This window comes from Herbaspirillum sp. UBA812 (assembly GCF_002296545.1).
Classification (GTDB): domain Bacteria; phylum Pseudomonadota; class Gammaproteobacteria; order Burkholderiales; family Burkholderiaceae_D; genus Herbaspirillum; species Herbaspirillum huttiense.
Genome location: NZ_DBIC01000352.1, coordinates 1 through 9,238, shown reverse-complemented (window position 1 = coordinate 9,238; position 9,238 = coordinate 1). Strand labels below are relative to the sequence as shown.

Below are 9,238 nucleotides of genomic sequence, written 5' to 3'. Positions count from 1 at the left end.
CCGTTCAAACTTGCCTTTTGCCATTTTAAATTTCCTTCAAAAGAACGATATGTTCGATGTTCAATATTCAATGTAAGGCTGGTGATCCAGCCAGCGATCCCCTCCACTCGGAAGAGATCGCCATTCCTGCAACTTACTTGGCCTTGGAAGTGACGATTGCGTCGATCACGTTCTTGGGCGCTTCGGAGTAGTGCTTGAATTCCATCGAGTAGGTTGCACGGCCTTGAGTAGCCGAACGCAGCGTGGTCGAGTAACCAAACATTTCCGACAGGGGCACTTCAGCCTTGATGATCTTGCCACCACCGCCGGCGATTTCATCCATGCCCTGGACCATGCCACGGCGGGAGGACAGATCGCCCATCACGGTACCGGCGTAATCTTCCGGGGTTTCCACTTCGACAGCCATCATCGGTTCCAGGATGACGGGGCTGGCGCGGCGGCAACCATCCTTGAAGGCCATCGAACCGGCCATGCGGAAGGCGTTTTCGTTCGAGTCCACATCGTGGTACGAACCGAAGAACAGGGTGACCTTGACGTCAACGACAGGGTAACCAGCCAGCACGCCGGTGTTCAGGGTTTCACGCACGCCCTTTTCAACGGCCGGGATGAATTCGCGAGGAACGGTACCGCCCTTGATCGCGTCGACGAACTCGAAGCCCTTGCCGGCTTCTTGCGGCTCGATCTTCAGGACGACGTGACCGTACTGACCACGGCCACCCGACTGCTTGACGAACTTGCCTTCGGACTCTTCGCAGGTCTTGCGGATGGTTTCGCGGTAAGCCACTTGCGGCTTGCCGACGGTGGCTTCCACGTTGAATTCGCGCTTCATGCGGTCAACGATGATGTCCAGGTGCAGCTCGCCCATACCGGCGATGATGGTCTGGCCCGATTCTTCGTCGGTACGCACGCGGAACGACGGATCTTCAGCTGCCAGGCGGTTCAGGGCCAGGCCCATCTTTTCCTGGTCGGCCTTGGTCTTGGGTTCCACAGCCTGCGAGATCACCGGCTCGGGGAAGACCATGCGCTCCAGCACAACCATTGCCTTGTCGTCGCACAGGGTGTCACCGGTGGTGGTGTCCTTCAGGCCCACGACGGCGGCGATGTCACCGGCCATCATTTCCTTGATTTCTTCACGCTGGTTGGCGTGCATCTGAACGATACGGCCGATACGTTCCTTCTTCGACTTCACCGAGTTCAGCACGGTGTCGCCCGAGTTCAGGGTACCGGAGTAGCAACGGATGAAGCACAGCTGGCCAACGAACGGGTCGGTGGCGATCTTGAAGGCCAGGGCGGAGAACTTCTCGTCGTCCTTGGCTTCGCGCACGACCGGCTCGTCGTCTTCGTTCAGGCCCGGAACCGGGGGGATGTCCACCGGCGAAGGCAGGTATTCAACCACGCCGTCCAGCATGGCTTGCACGCCCTTGTTCTTGAAGGCGGTGCCGCACATCATCGGGACGATTTCGCCGGAGATGGTGCGTTGACGGATCGCGCCCTTGATTTCGGCTTCGGTCAGGTCGCCTTCTTCCAGGTACTTGTTCATCAGGTCTTCCGATGCTTCAGCAGCGGTTTCGACCAGGTTTTCGCGCCACTTCTGGGCTTCAGCCTTCAGGCCTTCCGGAATGTCGCGGTAGTCAAACTTCATGCCCTGGGAAGCGTCGTCCCAGTAGATCGCGCGCATCTTGACCAGGTCGATCACGCCTTCGAAGTTTTCTTCGGCGCCGATAGGCACTTGCATCGGGATCGGGTTGGCCTTCAGGCGAGCGCGCATCTGCTCGTAGACCTTGAAGAAGTTGGCACCGGTACGGTCCATCTTGTTGACGAAGGCCAGACGCGGGACCTTGTACTTGTTGGCCTGACGCCACACGGTTTCCGACTGAGGCTGCACGCCGCCCACTGCACAGTAGACCATGCAGGCGCCGTCGAGCACGCGCATCGAACGTTCCACTTCAATGGTGAAGTCAACGTGACCCGGGGTATCGATGATGTTGATGTGGTGGGCCGGGAAGTTGTTCGCCATGCCCTTCCAGTAACAGGTGGTCGCAGCGGACGTGATGGTGATGCCGCGCTCTTGTTCCTGTTCCATCCAGTCCATGGTGGCGGCGCCGTCGTGCACTTCACCGATCTTGTGGTTCACACCGGTGTAGAACAGCACGCGCTCGGTCGTGGTGGTCTTGCCAGCATCGATGTGCGCGGAGATACCGATGTTGCGGTAGCGCTCAATGGGGGTCTTGCGAGCCATGATTTATTCCTAAGTCTTTAATGCACGAAACCGAGCGTCATTTTTTTCAAATAAACGCTCGGCTCGAACCAATTTAGATGCAGGCCAGGAAACACCCGGATAGGGTACGTCCCAGCCCAGTCTTGATTAGAAGCGGAAGTGCGAGAACGCCTTGTTCGCTTCTGCCATACGGTGCACTTCATCACGACGCTTCATGGCGCCACCACGGCCTTCGGCGGCTTCCATCAGTTCACCACCCAGGCGCTGCGGCATCGACTTTTCGCTGCGCTTGTTGGCGGCTTCACGCAGCCAGCGCATCGACAGGGCCATACGGCGCACCGGACGCACTTCAACGGGCACCTGGTAGTTGGCGCCACCGACGCGGCGGGACTTCACTTCCACCATCGGCTTGCAGTTGTTCAGGGCTGCAGAGAACACTTCCAGCGGGTCCTTGCCCGACTTGGTCTGGATGTAGTCGAAGGCACCGTAGATGATGTTTTCAGCGACGGACTTCTTGCCCGACAGCATCAGCACGTTCACAAACTTGGCGACTTCAACGTTGCCGAACTTCGGATCCGGCAGAATTTCCCGCTTGGGGACTTCACGACGACGTGGCATTTCGATTCCTTTCAATCTTCAGTTGAGTGGGCGAACCCTGCTTCAACTTCGCCTGCACTCGCGGAGAGCCATCATGGCTTCCACTTACTCGGCCCAACCTGGACCGACTCTGAGTCTGTTCACACGACGCGCAAAAGCGTCATGATAAACACCAATTATTACTTCTTCGCTGCCTTGGCGCGCTTGGCACCGTACTTCGAGCGAGCTTGCTTACGATCCTTGACGCCCTGGGTATCCAGTGCACCGCGAACCATGTGGTAACGCACACCCGGCAAGTCCTTCACACGGCCGCCGCGGATCAGCACGACGCTGTGTTCTTGCAGGTTGTGGCCTTCACCGCCGATGTACGAAATGACTTCGAAACCGTTGGTCAGACGCACCTTGGCCACCTTACGCAGCGCCGAGTTCGGCTTCTTCGGGGTGGTGGTGTACACGCGGGTGCAGACACCGCGCTTTTGCGGGCTGTTTTCCAGCGCCGGCGACTTGCTCTTCACGATCGCGCGGACACGTGGTTTGCTAATCAGTTGATTGATGGTTGGCATCGTTTTAATCCAACAAAGTACAACATTGAAAACAGGTTCCGGAATCGGTTGCCCGGAACCACACAGGAAACTCTTGTGCGCAAGACAATGCGCAATTCGGATTTAAGACCGGAAGGGAAGGTAGCGTCGCAGAAGCGATGTTTCAGACCAAAGAACGCATAAGCCCGGGAGAGCCTAAATTCGAGAACTCGCGAGTGTACGCCGGAATGTCCAGCGGGTCAACCCGAAGCGGGCTCCGGTGCCGATTTGGCGCGGTTTATGGCCATTTCGCCACGGTTTACGGGTGGCGAAATGGCAATGTTTTCCGTTATGCAAGAGTTGTGTGCGGCTCTTCCATTGCCCGCGTGGCAAGATCAGCCGCGTGGCAGCGCCTCGACCATGTTGCGCCACTGCATCGTCTCGGGCTGGCCGCGGTCGCGGCGGGAGAAGAAGTTGACGATCTGCTTGCCCTGGGCATCATAGAACTCCACCGAGGTGATCATGCCGTGATCGGTCGGACGGCGCACCACCCAGCCGTGATCCACCGCCTTGGCGCGCAGATGCAGGTTGAAATCCGGATCGAGGACGTTGTACCAGTCCCCTGCCACGGCAGTCTTGCCGATCAGGCCGCTGTAGATTTGTGTCATGCCGCCATTGCTGACGAACACCATGATGGGCTGCTGGCGTTCCCTGGCGTTTTCCAGCAGCGCCTGGGCCGCCTGCGGCGCGATGCGCCAGGCGGAGTCGGGACCAATGAGCTGCAGTGCCTGTTCGCGGGTCAGCTTCAGCTCGCGCAGCAGGCGCGGGAATTGGTGCACGTCGGTCAACTCATGCCAGGACTGGCGCAGTTCGCGAATCGCCTCGGCGCTGGGTGGCGTGGTCTGCTGCAGGGTCGCCGTCACCGGAGCAGGTTCGATGTTCAAGGCGGCCTGTTGATTGGGCAGCCTGAAGTCCGCCACCAGGCGATCGAATTGAGCCACGTGCTGTTCGTTGTCGAGATAGACCTTGTGCACGGCATCGCCCTGGCGGTCGAAGAACTGCAGGCTGCGGCTGGTCTTGCCATCCCGGCCCGCTTGCACCACCGCAAAGGCGCTGCCCCATTTGGCCGTGGCAAAACGCAGATCAATGGGGCCGCCCGCGAAGCCGGTACCGGGAATCACCCTGCCCTGCTCATCCCGTTTGACGGGCGTGACTTCGCCGCTGCGCTCCAGCACGGCATCTTCATTGCGCGTGATGGCCTTGATGCGGCCCAGCTCCGGCAGACGCTCGAACAGGGCCTCGATATCGGCCGGGTCCCCCTTGAGGCGCATGGCATTGCGGCCGACCTGGGTGGCCAGCAAGGCCGATTCTTTGACACCGAGTTCACGTGCAGCATCTCGGGTATGAAGTTTTGGCTGCGAACGCTGCAACTCAGCCCAGCGTTCGGACAAGGATGGCTGAGTCGCGCAGCCGGCAGCGGCCAAGGTCGTGGCCAGCAACACGGCCAGGGTGGTACGGCGCAACGCGGGGCGGGCGATGATGTGCTTGCTCATGGAATTCCTTCAGGATGAATGAGAGATGGACAGGTCCGGCGACTCAGTAGGCGATCTTCAGGCTGACGTTGAAGCTGCGCCCCGGCTCGGTATAGGCATCCTTGTTGACCGCGCTGTCGGCCAGCGACAGGCCGCGGATGTCGGTCCAGCTCCAGTATTTGCGGTCGAACAGGTTGCGGATGCCGGCGGTGACGGTCATGTTGCGGGTGAGGTGATAGCCACCCGAGAGATCCATCACGAAGAAGGAAGGCGAGACGAAGTTGGTGGCCGTCGGAATGTCTTCCTTCTTCTTGGCCGCGTTGTAGACCAGGTCGCTCTGCACGAACCACTGCTGGGCACGGTCATAGCGCAGGCCGGCCACCACCGACAGCGGGGCCACGGATTCCAGTCCTTGCTCGACGCCATTGGCAGTCGTGGTGCCCTTGGTCCAGGCGAACCCGGCCTTGACGGTGAAGCCATTGTCGAGCGCGTAATCGATACGCCCTTCCAGCCCGTGGATCTCGGCCTTGGCCGCATTGCGGTACTGGAAGATGGTCGGGTTGGCCACCGTCAGGTTGCCGCGCACGGTCACCAGGTCGATGAAGTTGCGGTAATTGCCCTTGTACGCGGCCGCGCTGTAGCGCAGCGCTCCCGGCCCGGCCGCCAGCTTGCCGCGCAGGCCGACTTCGACCGTGTTGCTGGTCTCGGGCTTGAGGTCAGGATTGGAGATCTGGCGATAGACGGTATTGTTGAAGAAGGAATTGATCTCCTGCGGCGAGGGTGAACGGAAGCCGCGCGCATATTGGATGTAGGGGATGAAAGCCGGCGTGACTTCATAGAGGAACGCCAGGCGCGGCGAGAAGGCGCTGTCGCGGCTGCTCACTGCCGGCTGTCCGTTGGCGATGGCCTGGGCGTCGTATTTTGCGCTGGCCTTGGGCTTGAGTTCATAGCTGTCCAGGCGCAGGCCGGCGATGGTGGTCAGCGCGCCCGTGCGCATCTCATCTTGCACATAGGCCCCGAGCTGGGTGCTCTCGGTCTTGGGGAAGTACTGGCAATACTGCGTGCCGGTGCAACTGGTCCAGCCGGTGCCGTCGGCGCTGGTCTGCAAGGTGGACAGACTCAGGTCCAGCCCATAGACCAGCTTGTGCCGCCAGCGGTCGGAGCCGAAGTTGCTCTCGGCCAGCAGGCTGCCGCTGATCATCTGGTCGCTGTACGAAACGGCACGGAAACGCGGCCGCACGATGCTCGCCGTACTGGTGCCGGCCTCATTGGTGAACTGCTCGGTGTCGGCATTGCGCCAGGTGAGGCTGGCCTTGAATTTCTGTATCCACGGCTGATCCGCATCGTTGCGTTCATAGGCCAGCGTGGCGCGCTGTCCGGTGGACTTGCTGCTGGTGCTGTAGGCGGTCACGCCGTTGCCGATCGCAGAAAGGCTGTCCCCGCTCTCGCGCTCTTCGGTGGCCTGCAGGGTGAGCTTGAAGGTGTCGATGCCATTGGGCTTGAAGACCAGTTTGCCCAGAGCCGAGCGATTGGTATAGCTCATCGGGTCGGGCATGGTGCGAGCGCTGCCGCGCACGTCATTGGCCCCCTTGTTGTCGCTCTCGTTGCCGTGGCGCGCATTGAGGATCAGCATGCCCTGCCACTGCTCGCTGCCCCAGGCCGCGCTGGCGGTTGCCCCAAAGCTCTTGTCGACCGAGTCGTAGGAAGGCTTGAAGGAGAAATAGCTGGACTTGCCATAAACGTCCAGCAAGTCGGACGGATCCTTGGTGATGAAGTTGACCGCGCCGGTGAGCCCATCGCTGCCGTAGAGCGAAGACGCAGGCCCGCGCAGCACTTCGATGCGGCGATACAGTTCGGTGTCCGTAGTCGCACCCCGCCCGACGCTGGCCACGCCTTGGCTGAAAGCGCGCGGCATGACGATGCCATCCTCCAGCATCAGCACGCGATTGCCATCGAGGCCACGGATGGTGATGCCCTCATTGCCGCCACGCCCGGTGGTGGCCGTCGCGCCCGTGATGCCGGACATGCGATACACCGAGCGCCGCACCTCCACCCCCGGCTCGTAGCGCAAGGCATCCTTGATGTCCTTGGCGTTGTGCTCCTCGATCTCCTCGGAGGTGATGACGGAGACGGTGGCGGCCGCGTGATCGAGGTCACTGCTGCCGGAACGATTGGCCGTGACCACCACGTCCTGCAGCTTCTTGCCGCTGGCTTGCGCCAATGTGATGGATTCACTCGCCGACGCGCGAGCGGGATTGGCTTGGGTATTGGCATCGGCCGATTGCGCAAAGGCACTCGCACACAGCCACTGCTGCAGCGCCAGGAACACGGCTGCTGCACACTTCGATTTGCTTGGAAACACTGGTAACCACCCCTTGGTCTGGTTCGGTTACTAGCGCTGGCTGGCTACCTCTTGGATAAAAACGGCCTGCGGGCGCAGGTCGTCGTCGATATGAAGATTGATTCCATGCGACGGGAATCAGATGAGAATCATTATTATTTGGAGATGATAAAAGATTCACTCATCCTTGGCAATGCCGCAAGCAGCAAGGCCTACCGCCAGTAGGGATAAATCGGGATATGAAGGCCGTGATGCCCCGGCAAACACCGCCCATGAACGAGAAAACGGCACCGGAATTGCTTCCGGTGCCGTTCTCTCTTGCAGCTTGTTGTCTTGCCGGGGCGGCCGGTCCTGCTGGCCGCCCCGTGATGCCTTGCCAGCGATGCTTACGCTTCGCCTTCGCCGCCACCGATGGATTCGGTCGAGGAGACTTCCTCGTCGGCGAAGTCGGAACGGGAGGCACGTTCGGCTTCGAGCAGTGCTGCGCGCTCTTCGGCTTCCCATGCATCCTTTTCCTTGCGGGCGCGGTGGAAGGCCAGGCCAGTACCGGCCGGGATCAGGCGGCCGACGATGACGTTTTCCTTCAGGCCGCGCAGGCCGTCCTTCTTGCCCATGATCGCCGCTTCGGTCAGCACGCGGGTGGTTTCCTGGAACGATGCGGCCGAGATGAAGGAGTCGGTCGACAGCGATGCCTTGGTAATACCCAGCAGCACGTTTTCGTAGGTCGCCGGGATCTTGCCTTCGGCGGTCACGCGGTCGTTCTCGTCCAGCAGTTCGGAGCGCTCGACCTGCTCACCAGTGATGTAGTTGGTGTCGCCCGGCTCCACCACTTGCACGCGGCGCAGCATCTGGCGCACGATCACTTCGATGTGCTTGTCGTTGATCTTCACGCCCTGCAGACGGTACACGTCCTGCACTTCGTCCACGATGTAGCGGGCCAGCGCTTCGATACCCAGCAGACGCAGGATGTCCTGCGGATCGGCCGGACCGTCGACGATCATTTCGCCCTTGTTCACCACCTGGCCGTCGTGCACCAGCACTTGCTTGTCCTTGGTGATCAGGAACTCGTGCTTGGTACCTTCCATGTCGGTGATTTCCAGACGCTGCTTGCCCTTGGTTTCCTTGCCGAAGGCAACGGTACCAGTGACTTCGGCCAGCATGCCGGCATCCTTCGGCGAACGGGCTTCGAACAGCTCGGCCACGCGCGGCAGACCACCGGTAATGTCACGGGTCTTCTGCGATTCGGTCGGGATACGGGCCAGCACTTCACCCACATGCACTTGCTGGCCGTCCTTGACGGTGATCAGCGCGCCGACCTGGAAGCCGATGGTCACCGAGTGTTCGGTGCCAGCGATCTTCACTTCTTCGCCTTGTTCGTTCAGCAGTTTCACCTGCGGACGCATGACCTTCGAGGAAGGACCACGGCGCTTCGCATCGATAACCACCAGGGTCGACAGACCGGTGACTTCGTCGATCTGCTTGGCGACGGTCGAACCCTCTTCCACGTTTTCGAACTTCACGGTACCGGAGTACTCGGTGATGATCGGACGGGTCAGCGGATCCCAGGTCGCCAGTGCGGTACCGGCCTTGATGGTCAGGCCATCCTTGACGATCAGGGTGGCGCCGTACGGCACTTTGTGACGCTCGCGCTCACGGCCCAGGTCGTCGGTGATCAGCACTTCGCCGGAACGGGAAATGACGATCTGTTCGCCCTTGCCATTGGTCACGTAACGCATCGTGGCGGTGAAGCGCACGGTGCCGTTGGACTTGGCTTCCACCGAGGAGGCCACCGCTGCACGCGATGCCGCACCACCGATGTGGAAGGTACGCATGGTCAGCTGGGTACCCGGCTCACCGATGGACTGCGCAGCCACCACACCAACCGCTTCGCCGGAGTTCACCAGCAGGCCACGGCCCAGGTCGCGGCCATAGCACTTGGCGCACAGGCCATAGCGGGTGTCGCAGGTCAGCGGAGTACGAATCTTCACTTCGTCGATACCCATGCGTTCGATCTCTTCGACCTTGTCTT

The 9,238-nt window shown here is 60.7% G+C and carries 5 protein-coding genes and 1 pseudogene; all 6 read right to left on the bottom strand.

The features are described 5' to 3' along the window. Positions 1 to 133: 133 nt before the first annotated feature. Positions 134 to 2,239 carry an elongation factor G gene (gene fusA, locus B3873_RS23615; RefSeq protein ID WP_039790348.1) on the bottom strand — a complete coding sequence of 702 codons (2,106 nt, stop codon included), beginning with the start codon at positions 2,237 to 2,239 and terminating at the stop codon, positions 134 to 136. A 126-nt stretch (positions 2,240 to 2,365) separates the two neighbouring features. Further along, the gene (gene rpsG, locus B3873_RS23610) at positions 2,366 to 2,836 is read right to left on the bottom strand and encodes a 30S ribosomal protein S7 (protein WP_006465489.1); all 471 of its coding nucleotides are present in this window, start codon (positions 2,834 to 2,836) and stop codon (positions 2,366 to 2,368) included. Between the two features lie 158 nt (positions 2,837 to 2,994). Next, complete coding sequence (rpsL, locus tag B3873_RS23605; RefSeq protein WP_006465490.1) at positions 2,995 to 3,378, bottom strand: 30S ribosomal protein S12; 384 nt, start codon at positions 3,376 to 3,378, stop codon at positions 2,995 to 2,997. 353 nt (positions 3,379 to 3,731) lie between these two features. After that, positions 3,732 to 4,889 (bottom strand): hemin-degrading factor, encoded by a 1,158-nt coding sequence (locus B3873_RS23600; RefSeq protein ID WP_286869364.1) that lies wholly within the window; start codon positions 4,887 to 4,889, stop codon positions 3,732 to 3,734. 43 nt (positions 4,890 to 4,932) lie between these two features. Further along, positions 4,933 to 7,197 carry a TonB-dependent hemoglobin/transferrin/lactoferrin family receptor gene (locus B3873_RS23595; protein ID WP_286869362.1) on the bottom strand — a complete coding sequence of 755 codons (2,265 nt, stop codon included), beginning with the start codon at positions 7,195 to 7,197 and terminating at the stop codon, positions 4,933 to 4,935. 398 nt (positions 7,198 to 7,595) lie between these two features. Next, positions 7,596 to 9,238: pseudogene (locus tag B3873_RS23590) on the bottom strand (DNA-directed RNA polymerase subunit beta'); the annotation flags it as partial.

Bases quoted from the DNA above. Each gene is read 5' to 3' on its own strand.
- fusA (WP_039790348.1), bottom strand. From the start codon at position 2,239: ATGGCTCGCAAGACCCCCATTGAGCGCTACCGCAACATCGGTATCTCC.
- rpsG (WP_006465489.1), bottom strand. From the start codon at position 2,836: ATGCCACGTCGTCGTGAAGTCCCCAAGCGGGAAATTCTGCCGGATCCG.
- rpsL (WP_006465490.1), bottom strand. From the start codon at position 3,378: ATGCCAACCATCAATCAACTGATTAGCAAACCACGTGTCCGCGCGATC.
- B3873_RS23600 (WP_286869364.1), bottom strand. From the start codon at position 4,889: ATGAGCAAGCACATCATCGCCCGCCCCGCGTTGCGCCGTACCACCCTG.